The organism is Variovorax sp. GW822-FHT04A09 (genome assembly GCF_058801005.1).
The window spans coordinates 2228369-2252493 of the sequence record NZ_JBXAMV010000001.1 but is presented as its reverse complement, the minus strand read 5'-3'; the positions used below and the strand labels follow the sequence as shown (position 1 = coordinate 2252493).

Sequence of the window (24125 nt, the reverse complement as noted above, 5' to 3'; positions counted from 1 at the left end):
GCGGCTTATCCGCGCGCCACGTCGATCACCGCCTTCGCGAACGCCTCGGGCGCCTCCTGCGGCAGGTTGTGGCCGATGCCGCCGCTGACCAGCCGGTGCTCGTAGCGCCCCGAGAATTTCTTCGCATACGCGCTGGGCTCCGGATGCGGCGCGCCGTTGGCGTCGCCTTCGAGCGTGATGGTCGGCACGCCGATCACCGGCGCCTGGGCGAGCCGGTTCTCCAGCGCCTGGTACTTCGCCTCGCCCTCGGCCAGGCCGAGGCGCCAGCGGTAGTTGTGCACCGTGATCGCCACGTGGTCGGGGTTCTCGAAGGCGACGGCGCTGCGCTCGAAGGTGGCGGCGTCGAAGTTCCACTTCGGCGAGGCGAGCTGCCAGATGAGTCTGGCGAAGTCGTGGCGGTTCTTCTCGTAGCCCGCGCGGCCGCGCTCGGTCGCGAAGTAGTACTGGTACCACCACTGCAGCTCGGCCTGCGGCGGCAGCGGCGCCTTGCCGGTCTCCTGGCTGCCGATGAGGTAGCCGCTGACCGATACCAGCGCCTTCACGCGCTCGGGCCACAGCGCGGCCATGATGCACGCGGTGCGCGCGCCCCAGTCGCAGCCGGCCACGGTGGCGACGGGGATCTTCAGCGCGTCCATCAGCGCAATGATGTCGACGGCCACCGCCGACTGCTGCCCGTTGCGCGGCGTGTCGGTCGACAGGAAGCGGGTGGTGCCGTAGCCGCGCAGGTACGGCACGATGACGCGAAAGCCCGCGGCGGCCAGCTGCGGCGCGACGTCGACGAACATGTGGATGTCGTAGGGCCAGCCGTGCAGAAGGATCACCGGCGCGCCGTCGGCCGGGCCGGCCTCGTAGTAGCCGATGCGCAGGCTGCCGGCGTCGATGCTTTTGAGGGGTTCGAGGCGCCGGGTGCTGCCTGTGCTGGCGGACTGGGCGAAGGCGGGAACGATCGACGTGAGCTGCGTGGCGGCGAGGCCGAGTGCGGCCTTGCCGAGGAACGCGCGGCGTGGCAGCGAGGGGGAGGCGGTCATGGAAATCTCCTGGGATGCGAAGGGGGTGACGGCGCGATTGTTTGGCGGGGAATCCACCTGTCGATCGGCTTGTGTATGCCTCTGTATCCGCGCCGGTTCCGGCCACACTAAATTTCAAACGCAGGCGTGCGAGGCCGCCTCAACGAAACGTGGTGTGTCGATGTCGAGCCGGGATACACAGGCATACGCAATGCCCGTTGCGCCGCCAACGGGCGGCCAACAATCCGCCCGTCATCCACTCATCGCCCGAAGGAAATCCCCATGACGCGTCCTCGCGGATTCAAGAAGCTCTGGTTCGCGCTGCTGTTCTTCGCGGGCGGGCTGGCGCACGAGCTGCGCCACCCGACCCAGTGCCAGAGCGTGGCGTCGGTCAGTCTCTCGCTTCGACCGCCGAAGCGAGCACGTAGCCTTCGCTGCGCACGGTCTTGATGTAGCGCGGCTCGCGCGCATCGTCGCGCAGGCGCTGGCGCAGCCGGCTCACGAGCAGGTCGATGGAGCGCTCGAAAAGCTCGGCCTCGCGCCCCTGCGTCAGGCTCAGCAGCTGGTCGCGGCTGAGCACCTTCTGCGGGTGGTCCAGGAACACGCGCAGCAGCCGGTACTCGGCGCCGCTGAGCGCCACCATCACGCCGGCGTCGTCGATCAGGTGGCGCGCCACGGTGTCGACCTGCCACTCGCCGAACCCCAGCTTCTGCGAGGGCTCGACGGTGCCCATGTTGGGCGGCAGCATGCGCGTGCGCCGCATCACGGCGCGGATGCGCGCCAGCAGCTCGCGCGCGGAAAAGGGCTTGGCCAGGTAGTCGTCGGCGCCCATCTCCAGGCCCAGGATGCGGTCGGCTTCCTCGCTGCGCGCGGTCAGCATGAGGATGGGCGTGGCCTTGTACTTGCCGGTGCGCAGGTCGCGGCACAGCGTGAGCCCGTCTTCGCCGGGCAGCATCAGGTCCAGGATGATCAGGTCGAAGGGCCCCGACGCCTCGAGCGCGGCGCGCATGTGGCGCCCCGTGGGCACCGCGACCACGCGCAAGCCGTTCTTCACCAGGTAGGTGGTGAGCAGTTCGCGGATGTCCCGGTCGTCGTCGACGATGAGGATGTGGTCGGAGGTCTTGGGCGTCATGGCAGGGGAGGCATTGGCGGCACGGCGCCGCAGCCGCAATGTAGCGTTCCGGCGGCGCGCCGGGGGTGGCCGTGGAAACGTAGTGTGTGGATGTACGGCCCAGATACACAGGCATACAGAAGGCGATCCGGCAGGGGGCGGGCGGCCCAACAATCCGTGCGTTTTCCAACCACCCTGCATTCAAGGAACCCCCATGACCCGCATCGACAAAGTCCTCTACACCGGCAAGACCCACACCTCCTCGGGAGGCCGCGACGGCGAGGCGCGCAGCTCCGATGGCCGCCTGGACATCAAGCTCTCGTCGCCCGGCAGCGCCGGCACCGGCACCAACCCCGAGCAGCTGTTCGCGGCCGGCTGGTCGGCCTGCTTCATCGGCGCGATGGGCAAGGCGGCCGGCAAGATGAAGGTCGCGCTGCCGCCCGACCTGGCCGTTGATGCCGAGGTCGACCTGGGCACCGCCGGCGGCGAATACTTCCTGCAGGCGCGCCTGAACGTGAGCCTGCCGGGCCTGGACCGCGAGGTGGCGCAGGCCCTCACCGAGGCCGCGCACCAGACCTGCCCCTATTCCAAGGCGACCCGAGGCAACATCGACGTTGCCATCCACCTGGTGTGAGCCCGCTGCGCCGATGACGCATCGCCACGCCGCCTGACGAAGAAGCTGTTCATGTCCACTTCCGCGAATCCCGTTGCGAATCCGACCGGTAGTGCGCCGCGCTGGCGCCGGCTGCTGCCCGGCTCGCTGTTCTCCCGCGTGACGCTGATCATCGTGGTGGGCCTGGCGATCGCGCAGCTGCTCACCTTCGCGGCGATCCGCTACGAGCGGAACATGGCGCTTCGCGAGCTGATGATGATCGGCATCGAGCGCGACATCGCGAGCTCGGTCGCCATCCTCGACCGGCTCCCCGCGGCGGAGCGCGCCGGCTGGCTCGACCGGCTGGAACGGCGCAACTACCGCTTCGTGCTGGGCGGCAACGCGCAGGGTGGCGCGCCCCGCTCGGAGGCTTCGCAGCAGTTTGCCGCGGCCATCGTCGATGCGATGCGCCCGTTCCCGGTCGTCAAGGTCGGCGAGGTGGCCTGGCCGCCCGAGGGCCTGCAGATCGAGGTGCGGCTGGGCGACGGCTCGTCGGTGGTCGTGCACGCCATGCGCGTGGGCATGCCGGTGTCGGGCTGGGTGATGTGGCTGCTGGCGGGCCAACTGCTGGTGCTGGCCGTGTGCGCCTGGGTCGCGGTGCGGCTGGTGACGCGGCCGCTCGCGCAGCTGTCCGCGGCGGCCGACCAGCTCGGGCCCGACCTGAAGGGCCGCACGCTGGTGGAAGAGGGCCCGACCGAAGTGGCGCACGCGGCGCGCGCCTTCAACGCGATGCAGCAGCGCATCGCGGGCTACATGGCGGAGCGCGTCGAAATCCTGGCGGCGATCTCGCACGACCTGCAGACGCCCATCACGCGGATGCGCCTGCGCACCGACCTGATGGACGACACGCACGACCGCGAGAAATTCCGCCAGGACCTGGACGCCATGAACGCGCTGGTGCGCGAAGGCGTGACCTATGCGCGCACGCTGCACGGCGCCACCGAGCCGCCGCTGCGCATCGACGCCGACGCGCTGTTCGAGAGCATGGTGGCCGACTACGAAGACGTGGGCCAGCAGGTGCGGCTCGACGGCCGGGCCGGCGCGCCGATCGTGAGCCGCCCCAACGCGCTGCGCCGCATCCTGATGAACCTGATCGACAACGCGCTCAAGTTCGGCTCCGACGTGACGCTGCGCGTGCAGGCTGAAGGCGAAGGCGGCCACCTCGTGGTGAGCGTGCTCGACAACGGCCCGGGCATTCCCCCCGACGAGCTCGACGCGGTGCTCAAGCCCTTCTACCGCGTCGAAAGCTCGCGCAACCGCAGCACCGGCGGCACCGGCCTGGGCCTGGCCATCGCGCACCAGCTGGCCATGGCCATGGGCGCCGAGCTCACGCTGCACAACCGCCCCGAAGGCGGGCTGGAGGCGCGGCTGGCGTTGGCCGCCGCGCCCGCTCGCTGAACCCGACCCCCCATCTTTCACATCCCCATGCTCATCCTCTTCATCGCCTACCTGGGCGGGGTGCTCACGATCCTGAGCCCCTGCATCCTGCCGGTGCTGCCCTTCGTGTTCGCGCGCGCCGACCGGCCGTTCCGCTCGCACGGCCTGCCGATGCTCGTGGGCATGGCGCTGGCCTTCGCCGTGGTCGCCACGCTGGCGGCCGTGGGCGGCGGCTGGATCGTCACGCTCAACGAATACGGGCGCTATGCCGCGATGGCCTTGCTCGCGCTGTTCGGTGCGACGCTGCTGTTCCCGCGCGTGGCCGAGCGGCTGAGCCGGCCGCTGTTGGCGCTGGGCCTGCGCATGTCCGATGCGCCACAGGCTTCGGTGTTTTCTCCGCTGTGGCTCGGCGTGGGCACAGGCCTGCTCTGGGCACCGTGCGCGGGGCCGATCCTCGGACTGATCCTGACGGGCGCGGCGCTCAACGGCGCGAGCGTCGGCACCTCGCTGCTGCTGCTCGCCTACGCGGCCGGCGCGTGCACCTCGCTCGCGGTGGCGCTGCTGTCCGGCGGCCGGATGCTTTCGATGCTGAAGCGCACGCTGCCGACCGGCGACGGGGTGCGGCGCATCGCCGGTGCCGCGGTGCTGGCAGGCGTGGGCGCCATCGCGCTGGGGCTGGACACCGGCTGGCTCGCGCGCCTGTCGCTGGGCACCACGTCGGCGCTGGAGCAGGCGCTGGTGGACACGCTGCGCAAAGACGCGCCGCAGGCACAGCGCGCAGACACCGGCTTCGTGCGCGTCGCGGACACCCGCCCGGCGTCGGTGCCCGCGCGCGAGCTCCGCGTCGAGGGCCGCCTGCCGTCGCTGGCCGGCGCGACCGAGTGGATCAACTCGGCGCCGCTCACGCCCGAGGCCTTGCGCGGCAAGGTGGTGCTGGTCGACTTCTGGACCTACTCGTGCATCAACTGCCTGCGCACGCTGCCCTACGTGCGCGCCTGGGCCGACAAGTACAGGGACGCGGGCCTGGTCGTCCTGGGCGTGCATGCGCCGGAGTTCGCGTTCGAGAAAAACCCGGCCAACGTGCGCAAGGCCGTGAAAGACCTGGGCATCGGGTTCCCGGTGGCGCTGGACAACGACTTTTCGATCTGGCGCGGCTTCGACAACCAGGCCTGGCCGGCGTTCTATTTCGTCGACGCGCAGGGGCGCATCCGCCATCACCAGTTCGGCGAGAACCGCTACGACAAGGCCGAGCAGGTGATCCAGCAACTGCTGGCCGAAGCCGGGCAGGCCCGGGTCGCCGACGGGCTGGTCGCGCCGCAGGGGCAGGGCACCCAGGCCGCGCCCGGTGCCGAGCCGGCGCAGTCCGGCGAAACCTACCTGGGCCATGCGCGCGCGCACGGCTTTGCGTCGCCCGGCGGCATCGCGCGCGACCGTGCGAAGGCCTACGAACCCATGGCTTCCTCATTGCGCACCAACCAGTGGTCGCTGGGCGGCGACTGGACGGTGGAGGGCGAGCGGGCCGTGCTGAACCAGGCCCACGGTCGCATCGCCTACCGCTTCAAGGCGCGCGACCTGCACCTCGTGCTGGGGCCGATGGCCGACGGCAAGCCGGTGCGTTTCACGGTGCGGGTCGACGGCCAGCCGCCGCTGGCGGACCACGGCGCCGACACCGATGCCCAGGGCCACGGCGTGGTCGATGCGCAGAAGCTGTACCAGCTGGTGCGGCAGTCGGCGGGCGGCGGCAAGGAGCGGCTGTTCGAGATCGAGTTTCTCGACGCCGGCGCGCAGGCCTACGCGTTCACCTTCGGGTGAGCGGCGCCTGGGTCAGGGCGTGAGGCCCGCCGCGTTGATGGCCCGGCAGGTGTCGACCTCCTGGCGCGTGGGCAGCACGAAGCAGCGGGCGTCGGCCTCGCGCGCGACGGCTTCGCGCAGCTGGCGTTCCTGCGCGGTTTCCACCTGCAGCTCGACCAGCCACTTCATGAGCAGCGCCATCACGATCAGCAGCACGACCGAGGCCGCAAGCAGGGTCGTGCGCCAGCTCTGGACGCGGAAGACGGAGGCGTTCGAAGTACTCATCGCGTGCGGCCCTCAGCTCGACAGCTGCGGAAAGATCCAGATGCTCATGCCGAGCACCACGCCCGCGCCCAGCGACATGGCCGCCGCAGTCGCGAACAGGCAGGCCACGAGCAGGCTCGGCACGACCACCGACATGCTCAGGAACGCGATGGCGACGAGCACATAGGCCAGCACGGGCAGCAGGGCGATGTAGGCTGGCCGCGCGGTGCCGGTCGGCAGTTCGTCGGGCGTCATGTCACGCAGGAACGGGTTCAGCATGGCGGGCGATCAGCAGTTGCCCTTCTTGGCCTGGCCCGGCGGGCAGAAGTTGCCGCCCTTGTGCGCCGGCCCGGGCTCCGCACGCGGCGGCGGCGCGTGGTGGTGCACGCAGGCGCTCATGAGAACGGATGCCGCCAGCGCGAGCATCACGGTGATCGTGGATTTGGTCATGGGAACTCCCTGCTTCGATTTCTTGTGCACCTCGGGTGCTTCGGGGCAGGACAATAGTTGCCGTATTAACAATCTCACAGGGAAATGCTCACATTTGTGGGCGAATTGAGAAGGGTGCGGTCAATCTCCGAGCGGGATTGCGCAGTACTTCACACCCGTGCGGCCGACCGGCCGCCGCCGCGCAACCGCTACATTGCATGCCCCATGGACCGCCTCGAGAACATAGAGACCTTCGTGCGGGTCGCACAGACCCAAAGCTTTGCCGAGGCCGCGCGCCAGCTGCGGGTGTCGAAATCGGTGGTGACCAGCCGCGTGAAGCAGCTCGAGGACCACGTCGGCGCGCCGCTGTTCCACCGCAGCACGCGCGTGGTCCGGCTCAGCGACGTGGGGCAGGCCTTCCTGCGCGACTGCGTCGAGCTGGTCGGACGGGCCAACGACATCATGGACCAGATGCGCGACGCCAAGGACGGACCCACCGGCACGCTGCGCGTGCATGCGCTCACGGGTTTCGTGCTGGGGCATTTCGCCACGCTGCTGCGCGCTTTCCAGGTGAGCTTTCCGGACATCCACCTGGAACTCATCGTGAGCGACGCGGTGGTCGACCCGGTGAAGGCGGGCGTCGATTGCGCGCTGCAGATCTTTCCGGCGGCGTCGACCGAGCTGGTGTCGCGTCCGCTGTTCCCGGTGCGCCGCGTGTTCTGCGCCACGCCCGAGTACCTGCGCGCGCACGGCCGGCCCGCGAGCCCGCGCGAGCTGCACAAGCACACGCTCGGCCTGTACTCGGGCTACCCCACGCGCGACCGCTGGACCTTCCATCATGCCGGCGAGCAGGTCACGCTGTACATGAGCGCGGCGCTGCTCACCAACAGCGTCCACCTGCTGCGCGAGTACGCCATGGAGCACGCCGGCATCGTCTGCCTGCCGACGCTGGTGGCCGGCGAGGCGATCTTGCGCGGCGACCTGGAGGTGGTGCTGCCGGCGCACCAGCTGTCGTCGTTCTCGCTGAGCGCGGTGTACGCGGGCACCTCGCGCAATGCCTTCAAGCTGCGCCTGTTCATCGAGCACCTGACCCAGGCGTTCTCGAAGGTGCCACCATGGGACGCCGCCATGATCGAGCGCGGCCTGCTGCCGCCGGGGCTGATCTGGGACGCCTGACGCGAGCGCCGTCCGTTCCGGGGTAAACCCTGTGCATTGAACGGATTTGCCGAACAATGCGGCCCGCGTTTCGGGCCTACCGCTCGCGCCCCCCGTTTCCTACAGTGCACACATCGCAGCCACCACGCTGCATCGTCCGGCACCTCAGGAGACACCCATGACCGTCGCATACCAGACCCGCTTCGGGTCCCTCAAGCACTTCGAGAAAGGCCACGTCGAGCCCATCGACGACGACGTGCGTCACTACGCGTTCTCCAACTGCTTCGAGATCGCCAGCATCAGCCAGCCCTACGAGAAGGTCGTGTTCGGCCAGAACCAGATCTACGTGCTGGAAACGCTGCGCGCCGAAGGCACCTCGCCCTGGTTCACCTGCGCCCACGACGAGTTCGCGCTGGTGATGGACGGCGACGTCGAGGTGCACCTCGTGCAGCTCGATGCGGCCCAGGCCGTGGCCGACACCGAGAAGAACGGCGCGGTGCTCGTGAAGGGCGAACCCAAGGGCAAGAAGATGGGCTGGATGAAGCTCTCGCGCGGCCACCAGGGCCTGCTGCCCAAGAACACGGCCTACCAGTTCCGCGTGACCGGCGACCCCGGCGTGATCGTGCTGCAGACCTGCAAGGGCGACCTGTCGATCGAGAAATGGGCCGACATCTGCCAGACGCACTGAACCCGCCATCCAGGAGCCACACCATGAACGCACCCGCAGAACTCGCCAAGGTCATCGCATCGCAGCCCGATGCCACGCTCGGCTACAAGGATTTTTCGCTCGGCAGCTTCGGCTTCCGCCGGGACGAGTACTTCGCCCACATCACCTGGAAGACCCGCGACGGGCGTCCCATGAGCCACACCATGGACGCCGGCAACTACCTGCGTGCGCTGATGCGCGACGTGGCCTGGGGCTTCTTCTACGGCTGGGTCAATTTCGACAACGTGTTCGGCACCATCAACCACTACGACTCGGTCGACCTCTATGCGGGCAGCTTCAACGGCACCATGAAGGACGCGGGCATCGACCTGCTCGAGAACTTCCCCACGGCGCAGATCCGCGCCACCTTCGAGGCCATGCTCGACGACTGGACCAACGAGGCCTTCGACCCCTTCGCCGCGCCGCAGGAAACCGGCTCGCCCTACGGCCGCAAGAGTGGCAACAACACCGCCAAGATCACCCGGGCGCGCGAACTGGCCAAGCGCTGCGTGGGCCTGAAGGGCGACCTCGACCTGCGCAGCGACGCGCGCGGCGCGCCGGTCAATCGCGCCTTCGCCGACGTGCCGCAGGGCCAGCCCGAGCTGCACCCCGAGCCCGGCTTCGAGAACGAGGTGCACGCCTTCAACCTCTTCGGCTTTTTGAGCCGCTCGCAGGTCACGTGGAACCCGAGCTTCACCTCGGTGGTGAAGCACAGCTACATGTGCCCGACGACCGAGGAGCACATCCTGCCGATCATCCACGGCAACGACCGCGTCGAGTGGTTCTTCCAGATGACCGACGAGATCCACTGGGACTGCGGCGACAAGAACACCGGCAAGCCCATGGCCCGCGTGATCATGAAGGCCGGCGACATGGCCGCCATGCCCGCCTACTGCCGCCACCAGGGCTTCAGCCCCAAGCGCTCGATGCTGCTGGTGTGGGAGAACGGCTCGCCCAGCCTGGTCTACGAGATCCAGAAGGGCGAGTCGCCCGAGATCCCGGTCGAGTTCTGACCGGCCGGCCCGCCGCCGCTTCTTTCTTCCCGCCACCCATCCATCCAGCCCTCCCCGCGCGGGGAGGGCGAGGAGAACCCATGCCCGCTCTTTCCATCCGCCACCAGCTTTTCATCGACGGCCGTTTCGTCGACGCCGAATCCGGCGAGACGCTCGCCACGCTGAACCCGCACGACAACACGCCCATCGCCCAGGTCGCGCTGGCCGGCAAGGCCGACGTCGACAAGGCCGTGGCCGCCGCCAAGCGCGCGTTCCCCAAATGGAGCCGCATGGCCGCCGCCGACCGCGGGCGCATCCTGCTGAAGCTGGCCGATCTCATCGAGGCCAACGGCGAAGAACTCGCGCGGCTCGAATCGCTGGACACCGGCCACCCGATCCGCGACTCGCGCCGGCTCGACGTGCCGCGCACCGCCGCGTGTTTTCGCTACTTCGGCGGCATGGCCGACAAGTTCCAGGGCGAGACCATTCCGGTGGAAGAGGGCTTTCTCAACTACACGCTGCGCGAGCCGGTCGGCATCGTCGGCCAGGTGGTGCCGTGGAACTTCCCGCTCATGTTCACGAGCTGGAAGATGGCGCCCGCGCTCGCGGCCGGCAACTGCATCGTGATGAAGCCGGCCGAGATCACGCCGCTCACCTCGCTGCGCATCGCCGAGCTGATGGCCGAGGCCGGCGTGCCGCCCGGCGTGGTCAACATGCTGCCGGGCCTGGGCAGCGTGGCGGGCCAGTACATCGCCGAGCATCCCGAGATCGCCAAGATCGCCTTCACCGGCAGCACCGCCACCGGCCGGCGCATCGTGCAGGCCAGCGCGGGTAACCTGAAGAAGGTGCAGCTCGAGCTGGGCGGCAAGGGCCCCAACATCGTGTTCGAGGATGCCAACCTGCAGGCCGCCGTGAACGGCAGCGCCTGGGCCATCTTCCACAACCAGGGCCAGGCCTGCATCGCGGGCTCGCGGCTGATGCTGCACGAGAAGATCGCCGACGCCTTCCTCGACCAGTTCATTCCGCTGGCCCAATCCATCCGCCTGGGCAACCCGCTCGACGAGGCCACCGAGATGGGTCCGCTCACGAGCGCCCAGCACCGTGACCGCGTGCTGAGCTACGTCGAGGTGGCGCAGGCGCAGGGCGGCGAGGTGCTGGCGGGCGGCGGCGCGCCCGGCGGCGACCTGGCGCAGGGCTGCTATGTGCAGCCGACCGTGGTGCGCGCCCGCTCGTACCAGGACCGCGTGGCGCAGGAAGAGGTGTTCGGCCCCTTCGTCACCGTGCTCACCTTCAAGACCGATGAAGAGGCGATGCAGATCGCCAACGGCACCGACTACGGCCTGGGCAGCGGCCTGTGGACCCGCGACCTGCAGCGCGCCCACAAGGTGGCGCGCGACCTGCACGCCGGCATGGTCTGGATCAACAGCTACAAGCGCGTGAACCCCGGCTCGCCCTTCGGCGGCGTGGGCCAGAGCGGCTACGGCCGCGAGATGGGCTTCGACGCGATGCGCGAGTACACGCAGGTGAAAAGCGTGTGGGTCAACGTCGACGCGCAGATTCCGCCGCACTTCGTGCGCTGACGTTTTCCTTTTTCTTTCCAACCCGACGGACGCACACGATGTCTTTCTCGATCCTTTCCCGGGCCCTGGTCGCCTGCACCTTGCTGTGGGGCATGGCCGCGCAGGCCCAGGCACCGGCCTGGCCGACCAAGCCGGTGCGGCTGGTCGTCGGCTTTCCGCCGGGCGGCATCGTCGACACCGTCGCGCGCCAGTTGCAGCCGCGCCTGCAGGCCGCGCTCGGCCAGACCGTGATCGTGGACAACCGCAGCGGCGCCGGCGGCACGCTGGCGGGGGCCGAGGTGGCCCGCGCGGCGCCCGACGGCCACACGCTGCTGATGGTGTTCGACAGCTACGCGACCTACCCGCTGGTCTATCCGAAGCTGAGCTTCGACATCGCGAAAGACCTGCAGCCCGTGACGCAGGTGGCGAGCAACCCGCTGGTGCTGGTGGTCAACCCGAAGGTCGAGGCCAAGGACTTCGTGCGCTTCGTCGGCCTGCTCAAGGCGCAGCCGGGGCGCCTGAACTACGCCAGCGTCGGGCCGGGCTCGAGCAACCACCTCACGGCCGAGTACTTCAAGGCCGTGAGCGGCACCTTCGTCACGCACATCCCTTATCGCGGTGGTGGGCCGGCCCAGCAGGACCTGCTGGGCGGACAGGTCGAGATGATGTTCCTCTCGGCCGTGCTGGCCCAGCCGCATGTCAACGCGGGCCGGCTGCGCGCCCTGGCCCAGACCGGCGCGCAGCGCGTGGCCGCCTATGCCGACGTGCCCACCGTGGCCGAGAGCGGCTACCCCGGCTTCGAGGTGAACTCCTGGGTCGGCCTGCTGGCCCCGGCCGGCACGCCGCGCGCCGTGGTCGACCGGCTGCAGGCCGAGGTGCGAAAGATCGTGACCGAGCCCGCGTTCCAGCAGCGGCTGCGCGAACAGGGCCTGACCGGCATCGCCAACACGCCCGAGCAGTTCGCCGCTGTGCTGCGCACCGAGCAGGACAAGTGGGCCCGGCTGGTGCGCGAGCGCCGCCTGAGCCTCGAATAGCCAGACAGAAAGGAGCGCGCCATGCACGACTTCATCCACACCACCCATCCGCAGCGCGTGGTGTTCGGCGCCGGTTCGCTGCGCCACCTGGCGCGCGAGATCGATGCGCTGGGCGCGAAAAAGGCGCTGGTGCTGTGCACGCCCGAGCAGCGCCCGCAGGCCGAGCGCGTGGCGGCCTCGCTCGGCGCGCAGGCGGCCGGCCTGTTCGACCGCGCCGTGATGCACGTGCCCGTGGAAACGGCGCGCGAGGCCCGCGACCTGGCGCGCCGACTCGGTGCCGACTGCGCCGTGGCGCTGGGCGGCGGTTCCACCACGGGGCTGGGCAAGGCCATCGCGCTGGAGTCGGGACTGCCGATCGTCGCCATTCCCACCACCTACGCGGGCAGCGAGATGACGCCGATCTACGGCCTCACCGAGAACGGGCTGAAGAAGACCGGCAAGGACCCGCGCGTGCTGCCGCGCACCGTGATCTACGACCCCGAGCTGTCGCGCACGCTGCCCGTGGGCCTGAGCGTGACCAGCGGCATCAACGCCATCGCGCACGCGGCCGAAGGCCTGTACGCGCAGGACAGCAACCCGGTGATGGACCTGATGGCCGAGGAAGGCATCGCCGCGCTCGCACGCGCGTTGCCGGCGATCCGCGTGCAGCCCAACGACCTGGCCGCACGTTCCGATGCGCTCTACGGCGCCTGGCTCTGCGGCGGCGTGCTCGGCGCGGTGGGCATGGCCCTGCACCACAAGCTGTGCCACACGCTGGGCGGCAGCTTCAACCTGCCGCACGCCGAGGTGCACACGGTGGTGCTGCCGCATGCGCTCGCGTTCAACGCGCAGGCCGCGCCGCGTGCCATGGCGCGCATCGCGCGCGCGCTCGGCGGCGTGTCGGCGCCGGCGGCGGTCTTTGCGCTGGCGCGCGACAACGGCGCGCCGGTGGCGCTGAAGGACATCGGCATGCGCGTCGCCGACCTCGACCGCGCGGCCGACATCGCCGTCGCCAACCCGTACTGGAATCCGCGGCCCTTCGGCCCGGCCGAGCGCGACGCGATCCGCGCGCTGCTGCAACGCGCCTTCGACGGCGAGCCGCCGGGCTAGCCCACGGCGCGGGCATCGAAGACACACACGAACAACGAAGGAGACAGGCATGACATTCAACCGCAGACAGTTCACGCAGGCCGCCGCCGCGCTTGCCGCCACGGGCGCCGCGCCGCTGGTGTTCGCCGCCGACACGCTCAAGATCGGCTACGTGTCGCCGCAGACCGGGCCGCTCGCGCCCTTCGGCGAGGCCGACAAGTGGGTGATCGAGCAGATGAAGGCCGCCTTCAAGGACGGCCTCTCCGTCGGCGGCAGGAAGTACGCCGTGCAGATCGTGCTCAAGGACAGCCAGTCGAACCCCAACCGCGCGGGCGAGGTGGCCAACGACCTGATCCTGAAGGACAAGGTCGCGCTGGTGCTCACGGCCGGCACGCCCGAGACCGCCAACCCGGTGAGCGACGCCTGCGAACTCAACGAGGTGCCGTGCATCTCCAGCGTGGTGCCGTGGCAGCCCTGGTTCTTCGGCCGCAAGGGTGACCCGGCCAAGGGCTTCAACTGGACCTACCACCTGTTCTGGGGGCTCGAAGATGTCATCGCCACCTTCACCAACGGCTGGAAGACCGTGGCCACCAACAAGAAGGTCGGCGGCCTGTTCCCCAACGACGGCGACGGCAACGCCTGGGGCGACAAGGAACTGGGCTTTCCCAAGCCGCTCGCGCAGATGGGCTTCACGCTCACCGACCCCGGTCGCTTCCAGAACGGCACGCAGGATTTCAGCGCGCAGATCGCGGCCTTCAAGCGCGACAACGTCGAGATCGTCACCGGCGTGGTGATCCCGCCCGACGCCAAGACCTTCCTCACGCAGGCGCGCCAGCAGGGGTTCAGGCCCAAGGTGATCACGCTCGGCAAGGCGCTGCTGTTCCCGGGCGCCATCGAGGCGCTGGGCGACCTGGGCGAGGGCCTGTCGACCGAGGTGTGGTGGAGCCCGTCGCATCCCTTCAGCTCCAGCCTCACGCAGCAAAGCGCCAAGGCGCTGGCCGAGGCCTACGAAGCTGGCACCAAGAAGCAGTGGACGCAGCCCATCGGCTTCGCGCATGCGCTGTTCGAGGTGGCGGCGAACGCGCTGTCGCGATCGAAGTCGCTCAAGGCCGGCGACGTGCGCGATGCCGTGGCCGCGACCTCGATCAACTCCGTGGTCGGTCCCGTGAAGTGGAGCGGGCAGGGCCCGTTCAAGAACGTCAGCAAGACGCCGCTGGTGCTCGGCCAGTGGGGCAAGGGCAAGCAGCGCAAGGTGGAGCTGACGCTGGTGAACAACGAGGCCGCGAAAGCGATCCCCACCGGCGGCGCGCTGCGCCTGCTCTGAGGGACGGCTGCCATGACGCTGCTGGCCTTGCACGGCGTGAGCAAGTCCTACGGGGCGCTCAAGGTCACCGACGGCATCACGCTGGCGGTGGCCGAGGGCGAGACGCTGGGCATCCTCGGGCCCAACGGCGCGGGCAAGACCACGCTGTTCAACCTGATCTCGGGCGACGCGCGCGTCGACGCCGGCCGCGTGGAGTACGCGGGCCGCGACGTGACGCGGCTGCGCCCGCACCAGCGCTGCCGCGCCGGCATCGGCCGCAGCTACCAGGTGCCGCAGCCCTTCGGCCACATGAGCGTGTTCGAGAACCTCGTCACCGCCGCCTGCTTCGGCGGCCAGCAGGCCGAGCGCGAGGCCTGGGAGACGGCGCACGAGGTGCTGGCCCAGACCGGCCTGGCGCCGCACGCCAACAAGCCGGCCGGCGGGCTCACGCTGCTCGACCGCAAGCGGCTGGAGCTGGCGCGCGCGCTGGCGACCAAGCCGCGCCTGCTGCTGCTCGACGAGATCGCGGGCGGGCTCACCGAGCCCGAGGCGGCGGTGCTGGTGGCGGAACTGAAACGCATCAAGGCGCGCGGCGTGACCATGATCTGGATCGAGCACGTCGTGCATGCGCTGCTGTCGCTGGCCGACCGGCTGTTCGTCATCAACTTCGGGCAGCAACTCGCCGAAGGCGCGCCGCGCGCGGTGATGAACGACCCCGAGGTGCGGCGCGTGTACATGGGGATCGAGGCATGAACGCGCTGCTCGACACCCACGGCCTGCAGGCCTTCTACGGCGATGCGCAGGCGCTGTTCGGCATCGACTTCACGCTGTCGGCGGGCGAGCTGGTGGCGGTCATCGGCGCCAACGGCGCGGGCAAGTCGACCTTCCTGAAAAGCCTCACGGGGCTGCTGCGCGCGCCGTCCGACGCGATCCGCTTCAAGGGCGAACCCATCGGCGGCCTGCCGCCCGGCGAGATCGTGCGGCGCGGCCTGGCGATGGTGCCGGAAGGCCGGCGCCTGTTCCCGAGCCTCAGCGTGGAAGAGAACCTGCTGATGGGCGCCACGCCGCGCCGCGCGGGGCCGTGGAACCTGCAGCGCCTGTACGGCCTGTTCCCGATCCTGGCCGAGAAGCGGCGCCAGCCCGCCACCTCGCTGTCGGGCGGGCAGCAGCAGATGGTGGCGCTGGGCCGCGCGCTCATGAGCAACCCCGAGGTGCTGCTGTGCGACGAGCTCTCGCTCGGCCTGGCGCCGGTCGTCATCCGCGAGATCTATGCGGCCATGCCGGCCATCACGGGGGAGGGCATGACGGTCGTGATCGTGGAGCAGGACGTGCGCATGGCGCGGCAGGTGTCGCAGCGCGTGTACTGCTTCCAGGACGGGCGCGTGTCGCTCACGGGGCGCTCGGACGAACTCACGCCCGAGCAGATATCGCAGGCTTACTTCGGCCTCGAGGAGCGCCATGCTTGAAACCCTGCTCCAGGGCGTGCTGCTCGGCGGCCTCTACACGCTGTTCGCGCTCGGCCAGTCGCTGATGTTCGGCGTCATGCGGCTGACCAACACGGCGCAGGGCGACTTCATCATCCTGGGCGCCTTCGCGGTGATCGCCGGCGTCTCGATGACCGGCGCATCTGTGCCATGGGGGGTGGTGCTCGCGGTGCTGCCGCTGGCCTTCGGCTTCGGCTACCTGCTGCAGCGCCACGTGCTCAACGGCACGCTGGGCAAGGACCCGCTGCCCTCGCTGGTCGTGACCTTCGGCCTGTCGATCGTGATCCAGAACCTGCTGCTGGAGCTGTTCTCGGCCGACCCGCGCGCCATCGAGGTCGGCGCGCTGGCCACCGCCTCGGTGCCGCTGGGCGACACGCTGGCGCTGGGGGCGCTGCCGCTGGTGATCCTGGCGGTCGCGGTGGCGGCCACGGGCGCGATGCAGTGGATGTTCACGCGTACGCCGCTGGGCCGCACCTTCCGCGCGGTGTCCGACGACCGCGAGATCGCCGAGCTGATGGGGCTGAAGGCCAAGCAGGTGTATGCGCTGGCCACGGGCATCGCCTTCGTGCTGATCGCCATCGCCGGCGCGCTGCAGGGCATGCGCACCACGGTGTCGCCGTCGGACGGTCCGCTGCTGCTGCTGTTTGCCTTCGAGGCCGTGATCATCGGCGGCATGGGCTCGTTCTGGGGCACGCTGGCCGGCGCCATGATCCTTGGCATCGCGCAGCAGATCGGCTTTCGCATCGATCCGGGCTGGGGCATCTGGTTCGGCCATCTCGTGTTCCTCGCGGTGCTGGTGCTGCGGCCGCAGGGACTGTTCCCCAAGACACGCTGACCTGCTGACATGACCGACAAGACTTCTCCCGCGCCGCTCAGGCACGTGCTGTTCATCATGTGCGACCAGCTGCGCGCCGACCACCTCTCGTGCTACGGCCACCCGCGGCTGCAGACCCCGCACATCGATGCGCTGGCCGCGCGCGGCGTGCGCTTCAGCCATGCCTATGCGCAGGGCGCGGTCTGCGGCGCCTCGCGCATGTCGACCTACACCGGCCGCTATGTCAGCAGCCACGGGACGATGTGGAACTTCGTGCCGCTGTCGGTGGGGCAGAAGACGCTGGGCGACCACCTGCGCCCGCACGGCGTGCGCTGCGCGCTGGTCGGCAAGACGCACGTCGAGGCCGACACCGAGGGCGCGCGCCGCCTGGGCATCGACCCGACGCAGGGCGCGGGCCGGCTCGCGATGGAAGGCGGCTTCGAGCCCTATGCGCGCGACGACGGCATCTGGCCGCCGGGCTTCAAGGTCACGGGCAATGCCTACTGCGACTGGCTGCGCGCGCAGGGCTACGAATCGGACAACCCCTGGCATGACTTCGCCAACTCGGGCCGCGGCCCCGACGGCGAGATTCTGAGCGGCTGGCAGATGCGCTGGGCCGACCGGCCCGCGCACATCGCCGGCGCGCACAGCGAGACGCCCTACACGACCGAGCGCGCGATCGACTTCATGCGCGAGGCCGGCGACGCGCCCTGGGTGCTGCACCTGTCGTACATCAAGCCGCACTGGCCCTACGTGGCGCCCGCGCCGTACCACGCGATGTACGGGCCCGACGACATGCGGCCCGTGGTGCGCAGCGAGGCCGAGCGCGTCGACGCCCACCCGGTGGTCGAAGGCTTCCGGCGCGAGACCGTGAGCCGCAACTTCAGCCGCGACGAGGTGCGCAATACCGTGGTGCCGACCTACATGGGGCTCGTGAAGCAGGTCGACGACCAGCTCGGCCGGCTCTTCGCCTTCATGGCCGAACAGGGGCTGGACCGCGACACGCTGGTGGTCTTCACCAGCGACCACGGCGACTATCTGGGCGACCACTGGCTGGGCGAGAAGGAGCTGTTCCACGACCCGATCGTGAAGGTGCCGCTGATCGTGGTCGACCCGCGCGCCGAGGCCGATGCGCGCCGCGGCACGGTGAGCGACGCGCTGGTCGAGTGCATCGACCTCGTGCCGACCATGCTCGACGCGCTGGGCCTGCCGCAGCCGGCCGAATGGCTCGAAGGGCAGTCGCTGAGTCCGCTGCTGCACGGCCACGCCGGCGCGGCCGGCAAGGACCTGGTGGTGTGCGAGAACAGCTTCGCCTTCCGCGACGAGGTGCGCCTGCCGCTGGCCCAGCCCGTCGAGCGTTGCCACATGACGATGCTGCGCACGCGCCGCTGGAAGTTCGTGCACTTCGAAGACCTGCCGCCGCAGCTGTTCGACATGCAGGCCGACCCCGACGAGCTGGTCGACCTGGGCCGCGACCCGGCCCTGGCCGCGGTGCGCGAGCAGATGCTGGGCCTGCTGTTCGACTGGCTGCGCCAGCGGCGGCGCTTTCCCACGGTGGCGCCCGAGGACATCGCGCGCTGGAACGCTCGCGAGCTGGCGGCCGGCATCCTCATCGGCGCCTGGTAGGCGGCAGCGCACCCCATTTCAAGAAAAGGAGACATCCCATGAACGCTTTCCGCCGACCTCTCGCGGCCTGCATGGCGGCAGCCGCCGTGCTCGCCTCCATTGCGCCCGGCCACGCCGCCGACACCTGGCCCACCAAGCCCGTGCGGCTGGTGGTGGCCTTCCCGGCCGGTGCGCCGGGCGACATCGTCTCGCGGCTGATGCAGCCGGCCCTGCAGAAGGCGCTGGGCCAGCCCGTGGTGGTCGACAACAAGCCGGGCGCGGGCGGCAACATCGGCATGCAGGAGGTGGCGCGCGCCACCGACGGCCACACGGTGCTGGTCGGCCCCGACACCATGCTGACCATCAACCCGCACCTGTACCGCAAGCTCGCCATCCGCCCGATGGAAGACCTGGTGCCCGTGACCCAGCTCGCGGCGTTCAGCCAGGAGCTGGTGTGCTTTCCCGGCGCCGGCATCAAGACCCTGCCCGAGCTGCTGGCCGCGGCCCGGGCCAAGCCCATGAGCTATGCCTCGGGCGGCCCCGGCGTGCCCGGCCACATGGCCATGGAAATGCTGCTGGCCGACGCCGGCGTGCAGATGCAGCACGTGCCCTACCGCGGCCCGAGCCCGGCCATGCAGGACGTGATGGGCGGCATGGTGCCCTGCGGCTTCCTGGCCTCGCCGACGGTCGGCCCGATCATCCGCGACGGCAAGCTGGTGGCCATCGCCGTGTCGGGCAGCAAGCGCCTGGGCAGCCAGCCCACGGTGCCGACCGTGGCGCAAGCGGGCGTGAAGGGCTACGACGCCAGCTTCGCCGAGATGATGGCCATGCCGCGCGCCACGCCGCCGGCCGTGGTGGCGCGCCTGCAGGCCGAGGTGGCGAAGGCGCTGGCCGCGCCCGAGCTGCGCGAGCGGCTGGCCACCATGGACCTCGAGGTGGTGGCCAACACGCCCGAAGAAGCGGCGCGCCGCCTGCGCGCCGAACACCAGCGCTGGGGCCAGGTGGCCGCGCGCGTGCAGCTGCAGCTGGACTGAACGCCATGGCTTCCGTCGTCGTCACCATCGACACCGGCAGCAGCCGCCGCGCGGGCTGGACCGCCGCCGCGCTGGTGGCGGTGGCCGCCACGCTGCCCTTCTGGGGCGAGCCCAGCTGGATGCGCGAGTTCGTCGAGATCGCCTGCTACTTCATCTTCGCGATGATGTGGAACCTGCTGGCCGGCTACGGCGGCATGGTCAGCATCGGGCAGCAGGCCTTCTTCGGCTTCGGCGGCTACGTGATGCTGATGCTGGGCAACTTCGCGGGCGTGAATCCGTTCGTGGCGATCCCGCTCGGCGCGCTGGCCGCGGCGCTGATCGCGGTGCCGGTGTCCTTCGTCGCCTTCCGGCTGTCGGGCGGCTACTTCGCCATCGGCACCTGGGTGATCGCCGAGGTGTTCCGGCTCAGCTTCGCCAACGTGTCGGCGGTGGGCGGCGGCTCGGGCACCACGCTCACGGCGCTGCGCGGCATCGAGCGCGCCACGCGCGAGAGCGTCACCTACTGGATGGCGCTGGGCTGCGTGGTGGCGGCGGTGTCGCTGGTCTACCTGTTCCTGCGCAGCCGCTTCGGGCTGGCGCTGCTGGCGATTCGCGACAACGAGATGGCCGCCGAATCGCAAGGCATCCCGGTGGCGCGCATGAAGCTCGCGGTGTACGTGGTGGCGGCCTTCGGCGCCGGGCTGGCGGGCGCGCTGTACTTCGTGGGCAACCTGCGCATCAGCCCCGACGCGGCCTTCGCGCCGAACTGGACCGCCTTCGCGATCTTCATGGTCGTGATCGGCGGCATCGGCCGCATCGAAGGGCCGCTGGTGGGCGCGCTGGTGTTCTGGGCGCTGAACAAGTTCCTGAGCGACTACGGCACCTGGTACCTGCTGGGGCTCGGGCTGCTGGCCATCGTGGCCACGATCTTCTTCAAGCAGGGGCTGTGGGGCTGGGCGCAGCAGCGCTGGGCCTGGTCCCTGTTCCCGACGCAGCGGCGCCTGGCGGCGCACGCGCCTTCTTCCCACCCGGAGCCCGACGCCCATGCGCAACATCGATGAACACACCATCACCGCCGCCGTGCTCGAGCGCATGGCCGGCTGCGAGGACGCGCGCCTGAAGGAAGTGCTGTCGGCGCTGGTGCGCCACCTGCACGACTTCGCGCGCGAAGTGAGGCTCACCGAGGCCGAGTGGGCCGCGGGCATTGACTTCCTCACCGCCACGGGCCAGAAGTGCGACGCGCAGCGCCAGGAGTTCATCCTGCTGTCGGACACCCTGGGCCTGTCGATGCTCACCGTGGCCATGAACCACGCCAAGAGCCCGCAGGCCACCGAGGCCACCGTGTTCGGCCCCTTCCACGTGGCCGGCGCGCCGCAGCTGCCGCTGGGCAGCGACATCGCGGCGGGCGCGGTGGGCGAGCCGCTGTTCGTGCAGGCCACCGTGCGCGGGCGCGACGGCGAGCCCGTGGCCGGTGCGGTGGTCGATGTGTGGGAGGCCGATGCCGAAGGCTTCTACGACGTGCAGCGGCCCGGCGACCGCATGCAGGGGCGGGCGGTGCTGCGCACCGACGCGCAAGGGCGGCTGTGGTTTCGCGGCGTGGCGCCGGTGGCCTATCCGATTCCCACCGACGGGCCGGTGGGCGCCATGCTGCGCGCGACCCGGCGCCATCCGTGGCGGCCCGCGCACGTGCACTTCATGGTGCAGGCGCCGGGCTACGAGACGCTGATCACGCACGTCTTCCGCGAGGGCGATCCGTACCTCGACAGCGACGCGGTGTTCGGCGTGCGCAGCTCGCTCATCGGCGACTTCGCGGCGCATGGCCCGGGCCGCGCGCCCGACGGCAGCGTGCAAGAGGGGCCGTTCCACACGCTGGACTTCGCGTTCGTGCTCGAGCCGGCCGGAGGGTGAGGAGGGGGGCGCGAACCGTTTCGGCGTTTCGCCGCCTCTCTTGCAGGTGTCCATTCCCAAGGAGCCCTGCACCATGTGTTCTGTTTCCATCACCTGGCATCTGCTTCGCGGCGCGGGCGCCCTGGCGCTCATCGCGCTGGCGGTGCTGCTGTCGTCCGCCCATCCCTGGATCGCGCCGCCCGCCGTCATCGGCGCCTTGCTGCTGCTGCGCGGCTGCCCGATGTGCTGGCTCGTCGGGCTGCTCGAAAGGCTGTCCGCGCGCAAGGCGGCCCCTGCGTCCGAGGCCACTTCCGAGAGGGTTTGAGCGCGTTCGGCCTTCGTGGAATGGAAGGCTGATCCGGGATTCCATCCGCCCGTGTCGAGGGGGTGACGCCCCATTAGTGTGAGTTTGTTTGCACACGATGACAAAAGAACAGGGCTACCTGTTTCCGTTGGTCAATATCGGCACTTTTCCCTATCGACTGTACATAAACGTTAATACATTCCACTCCATTGTGAGAGGCATGCGGGGAACGATGAAAAGGGAAGCGATGGTGGACAGGGTGGAACAGAAAAACGGTCGTGTGGTGGTGCTGACGGATTCCGGCGAAGAGATCGACTGGCTGCGAGGCCGGTTGAAGGACGCCGGCTTCAGCCCCTTGTGCGTGGTCAACGAGGAAGACCTGCTGGAGGCCGCCTCGATGCCCGGCGTCGGGCTCTTCCTGCTGATGGGCGAGACGATGGAGGGCGCGCTGCCGGAAATCCTGTTCGGCATCGGCGCCAGCCGTGCGGCCACGGCGCCGGTGGTCGTGCTGACCCGGTCGCGCGGCGTGCTGGAAACGCCCCGCGTGTCGGTGTTCGATGTCGACGATTTCCTGGTGAGCCCCTGGAACGCGGAAGAGGTCGTGGCGCGCGTGTCGACGCTGTGCGGCAGGAAATCGCTGCGCAGGAACGCGAAGCCGCACGGCCTCTACGGTTTCCAGCTCGTGCGCAGCCGCCTCGCGGTCGAGTACGCGAGCCGCGAAGCCATCATGACGCCGAGCGAATTCGAGATCGCCCGGGTGCTGGTGCGCCACCTCGACACGCCCGTGTCGCGGCAGCAACTGCCCCAGGGGCCCCGATGCAACGGGGAGCTGGGCGCCAGCCGCTCGCTCGATGCGCTGGTGTCGCGCGTGCGAAAGAAGCTGGCATCGATCGTGGCGGGCGAATTCCGCGTGCGCTCGCTCTACGGCGTGGGCTACACGCTGGAGCGCGCGCACAACCGGCACGGCAAGTGAGTTTTCGCGGGCAGCGCCCGCGGCATCCGAAGGGGTGACGTAAGGTCACCTTGAAAAAAGACGCTCGCCCATTCGCCTCCGAATTGAGGCCGGGCGTCGACAGACCAACGAATGAATTCCGGCGAAGTGAGCCGGCCGGGATTGGCTTGAATTGAATTCAGGCCAATTGCGCAGCCGTGCCTGGTTGAATGGAATTGGATTTTGAAAAATCCATCAAACCGTATTTCGCGAAGCCCGTGATTGAAACCATTGGGGGACAGGGCGTGCACGCAGGATCTGAAATTCACGGCGCCTGATTACACAGTCTGTGAATTTGTAAATTTAGTTTCGAAGTGGCCCCAGGGGCCAGTCCGAAGCCGCTCGAAGGGCCTCGTTTCTCCCTTGAAACACTGGGGGATCGTGAGGCCGAGGGTTGATGTGGAAGTGAAATTATTCAAACGCATCAACAACTTGGAGGCGATCCGCTTGTGAAATTGATCACACTCCAATTGCAGGTTTATTCACAATCTAAGCAGACGTCCAGATTACATCTGTATTCACAGTTGTTAACTTTGGAGGGCCTCTCGTGACATTTTCACGGAACCCTCGGCCATTGCAAGTGGCGGATCGCGGACGTTCGATTGTTTTTGTAAACATTCAGAAAATAATATGAACGTGGTAAATGGCTCATGGAGGCGGCTCGAAAAGGGCGTGCTTGCGTGAGGCCGAGAGTGGGCATCGGAGGCGGTCGCCGCCGATGCCGGTGTGTCAGTGGTGTGCTGCAAGTGGCTGGGAAATGGCTTCGACGCCAATTCGCGAGGCCACAGGTCAAGTCGGTTTGATCTTCGTGTTGCCTCGGTCTGGCTTTGAAGTTGTTTTTTAGGAGTTGTCTATGTCTATCGGAAGTTCGTCTCAAGTGAATTCATTCATGTCGCCGGTGGTCCGGCTGACCGTTCGCCTCGGCCTGGGGCTCGGCGTGGCCATGACCCTGGGGCTGGGCGGCATGGCCGCCGCGCAGGGCACGAAGGCCGCGCCCGCGCCCACCGAGGCCGCGCAGAAGAAGACCGTCGCGGTCGTGCTGACGCAGGCCAAGGTGGTCAAGGACGCGCAAGGCAAGGAGCAGCTGCTGGCGGCCGATTCGGTCAAGCCGGGCGACGTGCTCGAGTACACGGCCACCTACACCAACCACACGGGCAAGGCCGTCACCGGCCTGGTGGCCAACCTGCCGATCCCCGAAGGCCTGGAATACCTGCCCAAGACCGCCAAGCCCGGCGCGACGCTGGTCAAGGCCGCGACGAAGGACGGCGCCTTTGCCGCCGAGCCGCTGGCGCGCGTCGTCAACGGCAAGTCGGAGCCGGTTCCCTACAACGAGTACCGCTCGCTGCGCTGGACGCTGGGCCAGCTGCCCGCCAACGGCTCGGCCGCGGTGACCGCGCGCGCCAAGGTCGAGACGGTGGTGCCGCCCGCGCCGGTGGCCGCTGGTGCCGACGCGCAGAAGGTTGCGCGCAGCACGCCCTGAGCTTCCCGCGCTGACGACGACCGTCGGCGGCCCTGAGCCGCCCTGACGGCCGGTTCTCTCTTTTCTTCAAAACCCCGCTGGTTTTTCCATTGCCGGTTT

The 24125-nt window shown here is 69.3% G+C and carries 25 protein-coding genes; 20 read left to right on the top strand and 5 right to left on the bottom strand.

Features of this window, described 5'->3' with window-relative positions; translation table 11 throughout:
• Positions 1 to 5: 5 nt before the first annotated feature.
• Entirely contained in the window at positions 6 to 1028 is a 1023-nt protein-coding gene (locus tag AC1RLW_RS10430; protein ID WP_493192973.1) for an alpha/beta fold hydrolase, read from the bottom strand.
• Positions 1029 to 1398: 370 nt separating this feature from the next.
• On the bottom strand, positions 1399 to 2139 hold the full coding sequence (locus AC1RLW_RS10425; RefSeq protein ID WP_062470956.1) for a response regulator: 741 nt from the start codon (positions 2137 to 2139) through the stop codon (positions 1399 to 1401).
• 193 nt (positions 2140 to 2332) lie between these two features.
• Between AC1RLW_RS10425 and AC1RLW_RS10420 the strand changes: the two genes are divergently transcribed.
• From AC1RLW_RS10420 to AC1RLW_RS10410, 3 genes are read left to right on the top strand one after another with little or no spacing between them, the layout of a single operon-like run.
• Positions 2333 to 2752, top strand: a complete 420-nt coding sequence (locus tag AC1RLW_RS10420) for an organic hydroperoxide resistance protein (RefSeq protein ID WP_062470958.1) — start codon at positions 2333 to 2335, stop codon at positions 2750 to 2752.
• 51 nt (positions 2753 to 2803) lie between these two features.
• Positions 2804 to 4168: an ATP-binding protein gene (locus tag AC1RLW_RS10415; protein WP_493192972.1), complete on the top strand. Its 1365-nt coding sequence runs from the start codon at positions 2804 to 2806 to the stop codon at positions 4166 to 4168.
• 27 nt (positions 4169 to 4195) lie between these two features.
• Entirely contained in the window at positions 4196 to 5959 is a 1764-nt protein-coding gene (locus AC1RLW_RS10410; RefSeq protein WP_493192971.1) for a cytochrome c biogenesis protein DipZ, read from the top strand.
• A gap of 12 nt (positions 5960 to 5971) precedes the next feature.
• On the opposite strand, the gene AC1RLW_RS10405 is transcribed toward AC1RLW_RS10410, so the two are convergent.
• From AC1RLW_RS10405 to AC1RLW_RS10395, 3 genes are read right to left on the bottom strand one after another with little or no spacing between them, the layout of a single operon-like run.
• A complete protein-coding gene (locus AC1RLW_RS10405) occupies positions 5972 to 6223 on the bottom strand; it encodes a hypothetical protein (RefSeq protein WP_493192970.1) in 252 nt (83 codons plus the stop codon).
• Positions 6224 to 6235: 12 nt separating this feature from the next.
• Positions 6236 to 6481, bottom strand: coding sequence for a hypothetical protein (locus tag AC1RLW_RS10400; RefSeq protein WP_062479607.1), 246 nt, complete (start codon positions 6479 to 6481; stop codon positions 6236 to 6238).
• A 9-nt stretch (positions 6482 to 6490) separates the two neighbouring features.
• Positions 6491 to 6652 carry a hypothetical protein gene (locus AC1RLW_RS10395; protein ID WP_169805078.1) on the bottom strand — a complete coding sequence of 54 codons (162 nt, stop codon included), beginning with the start codon at positions 6650 to 6652 and terminating at the stop codon, positions 6491 to 6493.
• A 204-nt stretch (positions 6653 to 6856) separates the two neighbouring features.
• On the opposite strand from AC1RLW_RS10395, the gene AC1RLW_RS10390 reads away from it, so the two are divergent.
• The 17 genes from AC1RLW_RS10390 (at position 6857) to AC1RLW_RS10310 (ending at position 24026) form a co-directional block, all read left to right on the top strand.
• Complete coding sequence (locus tag AC1RLW_RS10390) at positions 6857 to 7807, top strand: LysR family transcriptional regulator (RefSeq protein WP_062479604.1); 951 nt, start codon at positions 6857 to 6859, stop codon at positions 7805 to 7807.
• A 157-nt stretch (positions 7808 to 7964) separates the two neighbouring features.
• Complete coding sequence (locus tag AC1RLW_RS10385) at positions 7965 to 8474, top strand: cupin domain-containing protein (RefSeq protein WP_493192969.1); 510 nt, start codon at positions 7965 to 7967, stop codon at positions 8472 to 8474.
• 23 nt (positions 8475 to 8497) lie between these two features.
• Positions 8498 to 9505 carry a hydroxyquinol 1,2-dioxygenase gene (locus tag AC1RLW_RS10380; RefSeq protein WP_070059783.1) on the top strand — a complete coding sequence of 336 codons (1008 nt, stop codon included), beginning with the start codon at positions 8498 to 8500 and terminating at the stop codon, positions 9503 to 9505.
• A 95-nt stretch (positions 9506 to 9600) separates the two neighbouring features.
• Complete coding sequence (locus tag AC1RLW_RS10375; RefSeq protein ID WP_493193074.1) at positions 9601 to 11064, top strand: aldehyde dehydrogenase family protein; 1464 nt, start codon at positions 9601 to 9603, stop codon at positions 11062 to 11064.
• 38 nt (positions 11065 to 11102) lie between these two features.
• On the top strand, positions 11103 to 12077 hold the full coding sequence (locus AC1RLW_RS10370) for a tripartite tricarboxylate transporter substrate binding protein (protein WP_307694339.1): 975 nt from the start codon (positions 11103 to 11105) through the stop codon (positions 12075 to 12077).
• Positions 12078 to 12098: 21 nt separating this feature from the next.
• The gene (locus AC1RLW_RS10365) at positions 12099 to 13166 is read left to right on the top strand and encodes a maleylacetate reductase (RefSeq protein ID WP_493192968.1); all 1068 of its coding nucleotides are present in this window, start codon (positions 12099 to 12101) and stop codon (positions 13164 to 13166) included.
• Between the two features lie 49 nt (positions 13167 to 13215).
• Positions 13216 to 14469 carry an ABC transporter substrate-binding protein gene (locus AC1RLW_RS10360; protein ID WP_493192967.1) on the top strand — a complete coding sequence of 418 codons (1254 nt, stop codon included), beginning with the start codon at positions 13216 to 13218 and terminating at the stop codon, positions 14467 to 14469.
• A 12-nt stretch (positions 14470 to 14481) separates the two neighbouring features.
• Positions 14482 to 15201 carry an ABC transporter ATP-binding protein gene (locus AC1RLW_RS10355; RefSeq protein ID WP_062479592.1) on the top strand — a complete coding sequence of 240 codons (720 nt, stop codon included), beginning with the start codon at positions 14482 to 14484 and terminating at the stop codon, positions 15199 to 15201.
• Positions 15198 to 15914, top strand: a complete 717-nt coding sequence (locus AC1RLW_RS10350) for an ABC transporter ATP-binding protein (protein WP_493192966.1) — start codon at positions 15198 to 15200, stop codon at positions 15912 to 15914. Before AC1RLW_RS10355 ends, AC1RLW_RS10350 begins: the two co-directional genes overlap by 4 nt.
• Positions 15907 to 16767, top strand: a complete 861-nt coding sequence (locus tag AC1RLW_RS10345; protein WP_095949975.1) for a branched-chain amino acid ABC transporter permease — start codon at positions 15907 to 15909, stop codon at positions 16765 to 16767. The genes AC1RLW_RS10350 and AC1RLW_RS10345 overlap by 8 nt, the downstream gene beginning before the upstream one ends.
• A 9-nt stretch (positions 16768 to 16776) precedes the next feature.
• Positions 16777 to 18372 carry a sulfatase-like hydrolase/transferase gene (locus AC1RLW_RS10340; RefSeq protein ID WP_493192965.1) on the top strand — a complete coding sequence of 532 codons (1596 nt, stop codon included), beginning with the start codon at positions 16777 to 16779 and terminating at the stop codon, positions 18370 to 18372.
• Between the two features lie 38 nt (positions 18373 to 18410).
• Positions 18411 to 19385, top strand: coding sequence for a Bug family tripartite tricarboxylate transporter substrate binding protein (locus AC1RLW_RS10335; protein ID WP_493192964.1), 975 nt, complete (start codon positions 18411 to 18413; stop codon positions 19383 to 19385).
• 5 nt (positions 19386 to 19390) lie between these two features.
• Positions 19391 to 20425 (top strand): branched-chain amino acid ABC transporter permease, encoded by a 1035-nt coding sequence (locus tag AC1RLW_RS10330; RefSeq protein ID WP_493192963.1) that lies wholly within the window; start codon positions 19391 to 19393, stop codon positions 20423 to 20425.
• Positions 20409 to 21272, top strand: coding sequence for an intradiol ring-cleavage dioxygenase (locus AC1RLW_RS10325; protein WP_493192962.1), 864 nt, complete (start codon positions 20409 to 20411; stop codon positions 21270 to 21272). The genes AC1RLW_RS10330 and AC1RLW_RS10325 overlap by 17 nt, the downstream gene beginning before the upstream one ends.
• 73 nt (positions 21273 to 21345) lie before the next feature.
• Complete coding sequence (locus AC1RLW_RS10320; protein ID WP_493192961.1) at positions 21346 to 21576, top strand: hypothetical protein; 231 nt, start codon at positions 21346 to 21348, stop codon at positions 21574 to 21576.
• A gap of 97 nt (positions 21577 to 21673) precedes the next feature.
• Positions 21674 to 22528 (top strand): response regulator transcription factor, encoded by an 855-nt coding sequence (locus AC1RLW_RS10315; RefSeq protein WP_493192960.1) that lies wholly within the window; start codon positions 21674 to 21676, stop codon positions 22526 to 22528.
• Between the two features lie 907 nt (positions 22529 to 23435).
• Positions 23436 to 24026: a DUF11 domain-containing protein gene (locus AC1RLW_RS10310; protein ID WP_082818235.1), complete on the top strand. Its 591-nt coding sequence runs from the start codon at positions 23436 to 23438 to the stop codon at positions 24024 to 24026.
• Positions 24027 to 24125: the final 99 nt, after the last annotated feature.

Bases quoted from the DNA above. Each gene is read 5' to 3' on its own strand.
- AC1RLW_RS10430 (WP_493192973.1), bottom strand. From the start codon at position 1,028: ATGACCGCCTCCCCCTCGCTGCCACGCCGCGCGTTCCTCGGCAAGGCC.
- AC1RLW_RS10425 (WP_062470956.1), bottom strand. From the start codon at position 2,139: ATGACGCCCAAGACCTCCGACCACATCCTCATCGTCGACGACGACCGG.
- AC1RLW_RS10420 (WP_062470958.1), top strand. From the start codon at position 2,333: ATGACCCGCATCGACAAAGTCCTCTACACCGGCAAGACCCACACCTCC.
- AC1RLW_RS10415 (WP_493192972.1), top strand. From the start codon at position 2,804: ATGTCCACTTCCGCGAATCCCGTTGCGAATCCGACCGGTAGTGCGCCG.
- AC1RLW_RS10410 (WP_493192971.1), top strand. From the start codon at position 4,196: ATGCTCATCCTCTTCATCGCCTACCTGGGCGGGGTGCTCACGATCCTG.
- AC1RLW_RS10405 (WP_493192970.1), bottom strand. From the start codon at position 6,223: ATGAGTACTTCGAACGCCTCCGTCTTCCGCGTCCAGAGCTGGCGCACG.
- AC1RLW_RS10400 (WP_062479607.1), bottom strand. From the start codon at position 6,481: ATGCTGAACCCGTTCCTGCGTGACATGACGCCCGACGAACTGCCGACC.
- AC1RLW_RS10395 (WP_169805078.1), bottom strand. From the start codon at position 6,652: ATGACCAAATCCACGATCACCGTGATGCTCGCGCTGGCGGCATCCGTT.
- AC1RLW_RS10390 (WP_062479604.1), top strand. From the start codon at position 6,857: ATGGACCGCCTCGAGAACATAGAGACCTTCGTGCGGGTCGCACAGACC.
- AC1RLW_RS10385 (WP_493192969.1), top strand. From the start codon at position 7,965: ATGACCGTCGCATACCAGACCCGCTTCGGGTCCCTCAAGCACTTCGAG.
- AC1RLW_RS10380 (WP_070059783.1), top strand. From the start codon at position 8,498: ATGAACGCACCCGCAGAACTCGCCAAGGTCATCGCATCGCAGCCCGAT.
- AC1RLW_RS10370 (WP_307694339.1), top strand. From the start codon at position 11,103: ATGTCTTTCTCGATCCTTTCCCGGGCCCTGGTCGCCTGCACCTTGCTG.
- AC1RLW_RS10365 (WP_493192968.1), top strand. From the start codon at position 12,099: ATGCACGACTTCATCCACACCACCCATCCGCAGCGCGTGGTGTTCGGC.
- AC1RLW_RS10360 (WP_493192967.1), top strand. From the start codon at position 13,216: ATGACATTCAACCGCAGACAGTTCACGCAGGCCGCCGCCGCGCTTGCC.
- AC1RLW_RS10355 (WP_062479592.1), top strand. From the start codon at position 14,482: ATGACGCTGCTGGCCTTGCACGGCGTGAGCAAGTCCTACGGGGCGCTC.
- AC1RLW_RS10350 (WP_493192966.1), top strand. From the start codon at position 15,198: ATGAACGCGCTGCTCGACACCCACGGCCTGCAGGCCTTCTACGGCGAT.
- AC1RLW_RS10345 (WP_095949975.1), top strand. From the start codon at position 15,907: ATGCTTGAAACCCTGCTCCAGGGCGTGCTGCTCGGCGGCCTCTACACG.
- AC1RLW_RS10340 (WP_493192965.1), top strand. From the start codon at position 16,777: ATGACCGACAAGACTTCTCCCGCGCCGCTCAGGCACGTGCTGTTCATC.
- AC1RLW_RS10335 (WP_493192964.1), top strand. From the start codon at position 18,411: ATGAACGCTTTCCGCCGACCTCTCGCGGCCTGCATGGCGGCAGCCGCC.
- AC1RLW_RS10330 (WP_493192963.1), top strand. From the start codon at position 19,391: ATGGCTTCCGTCGTCGTCACCATCGACACCGGCAGCAGCCGCCGCGCG.
- AC1RLW_RS10325 (WP_493192962.1), top strand. From the start codon at position 20,409: ATGCGCAACATCGATGAACACACCATCACCGCCGCCGTGCTCGAGCGC.
- AC1RLW_RS10320 (WP_493192961.1), top strand. From the start codon at position 21,346: ATGTGTTCTGTTTCCATCACCTGGCATCTGCTTCGCGGCGCGGGCGCC.
- AC1RLW_RS10315 (WP_493192960.1), top strand. From the start codon at position 21,674: ATGACAAAAGAACAGGGCTACCTGTTTCCGTTGGTCAATATCGGCACT.
- AC1RLW_RS10310 (WP_082818235.1), top strand. From the start codon at position 23,436: ATGTCGCCGGTGGTCCGGCTGACCGTTCGCCTCGGCCTGGGGCTCGGC.